Annotated in this window: 3 protein-coding genes; all 3 read right to left on the bottom strand. The window is 30.0% G+C overall.

Going from position 1 to position 1,768, the window contains the following annotated elements; translation table 11 throughout:
- Window positions 1-194: 194 nt before the first annotated feature.
- Window positions 195-698 carry a hypothetical protein gene (locus tag PW5551_RS09870; protein ID WP_113075607.1) on the bottom strand — a complete coding sequence of 168 codons (504 nt, stop codon included), beginning with the start codon at window positions 696-698 and terminating at the stop codon, window positions 195-197.
- Between the two features lie 161 nt (window positions 699-859).
- Window positions 860-1,018 carry a hypothetical protein gene (locus PW5551_RS10235; protein WP_158526187.1) on the bottom strand — a complete coding sequence of 53 codons (159 nt, stop codon included), beginning with the start codon at window positions 1,016-1,018 and terminating at the stop codon, window positions 860-862.
- A 315-nt stretch (window positions 1,019-1,333) separates the two neighbouring features.
- A partial coding sequence (locus tag PW5551_RS09865) for a hypothetical protein (protein ID WP_158526186.1) occupies window positions 1,334-1,768 on the bottom strand: 435 nt, incomplete at its 5' end.

The following is a 1,768-nucleotide window of genomic DNA, read 5'->3' as shown; positions in this document are numbered from 1 at the left end:
CCAACATTGAAACTGCCATAATCACCATAACAAATAAAATCCCTAAAACTTTTTTCATATTAATACCCCTCCTCAAAATTTATATTTTTCTTCTATTTTATTTCTGTAATTAAACTTCTTTAATTAAATTATAAATACAACAATAAAAAACAAATAATTATCAATAAAAATTCAATAAGAATTGTGTAACAATTTTAGATACTTGATACTGTTATGTACATATCCCCAATTTTGCCTGAAATTTGGAGAATCGGATTTTTAATAAATAATTCGAAAATTAACTTATAAGTTGAAATACCAGGGTTTTCCTGGTAAGAGTCATTGTTATGACCTTTATTTATAGTTATTATTTCATTATTATATTGATCTTCTATTTTTGCAGTATATGCATTCCTTATGTGATTTTGATCGTTTTGAGTAAGAGAACTCTCAACGGCAAAACTCATTTCCAAAGTATAATTAATGTTAGATTGAACTATAAAATCCAGATCATCACTTACCCAATCATTTTTATTTTCAATAGTAGCAAAAAGGTCCAACCTTCCTTGAGCCAAACTTCCAGATCCTATATAAGCGATTTTAAGATATTCAGGAACTTCCAAATATATAGGCACAGTAGTATTTGCTTCAATAGAAAAAGCTAATGTAGAAAACAAAATTATAAATATAATTATTAAACTTTTTATTTTCGTTTTCATATTTATCTCCCTCGAAAGAGAAAAATTTAGGAAAATTCTTTCTTTTCATTTTGAATTATACTCATTACAATAAAAGCAAAATAAAATCTAATAAAAATACAATCAGAATTTAGAAGTATATTCAATCGTAAGTTTTTGTATAAAATAATCTTTTGAAGATTTTAAATCAAATTAGGCCTTGCTTCATCATCTGGTATGACATCAACATTTTCAACACTAATATTTGTTATCGTAGTTCCTTGTATATGTACGGTAATTCTTATTGCATACCTAATAATTATACCTATGGTGCCACCAGTTTCAACTTGCGGTGTAATCATTAAAATAAAATTGTAGGTTCCAAACGGAGCATTTGAGGGGATATTGAAATTAACTTCAACAGGAGTGCTTGCACCTGGTGAAACAGTTACTGAATTAGGGAATTGTGGCCAGTTTGTATAAAGAAAGTTTGATTGACCGGCTTTAAATTCTTTTTTTGAAAGGTTTAATTCTCCGCTTGAAAGGGGTGTTGATTTTAATTCCCCTTTTTGAAGGGTAATTTCAGGGTGTGGTCACAGACGGGTTAGTTGTTTTGGTTTTTTTATATAAAAAATGCCCCTTTCTTAGGGGGCACTTATTATTTACATTATTATTTATTATAAACTACTAATAGTGAAAGTTACATCAGCAATTTTTGTTCCATCTGCTACAGATCCCAAATTTAAATTATCAAGTACGTTGATAGTAGCTGTTGTATTAAAAGTTACACTACCAGCAGCTCCAAAACCACTAACTGAATTGTCAATGGATACAGAAAACACATTAGGATCAACCCAAGCTCCATAACCAGCAACCTCAGTAACTGAAGAAGTTACAATATAAGCTACATTAGCTTCAGCTAAAAGAGCCACCGTATCTTGTACTGATGCATCAGGATTTAAAAGATCAAAAGCCAAATTAAATTGTCCATCATCTCCAGGAGCAACACTCAATCTAACAAATTCGGGTACGTTCAAATAAACTGGAACTGTCACTGAATCACTTGCTGCCAACATTGAAACTGCCATAATCACCATAACAAATAAAATTCC

The organism is Petrotoga sp. 9PW.55.5.1 (genome assembly GCF_003265365.1).
GTDB lineage: Bacteria > Thermotogota > Thermotogae > Petrotogales > Petrotogaceae > Petrotoga.
The sequence above is the reverse complement of the archived record's forward strand: the minus strand, read 5'-3'. Positions and strand labels throughout refer to the sequence as shown.

Coding starts and splice junctions, on each gene's coding strand:
- PW5551_RS10235 (WP_158526187.1), bottom strand. CDS start 1,018: ATGATTACACCGCAAGTTGAAACTGGTGGCACCATAGGTATAATTATT.
- PW5551_RS09870 (WP_113075607.1), bottom strand. CDS start 698: ATGAAAACGAAAATAAAAAGTTTAATAATTATATTTATAATTTTGTTT.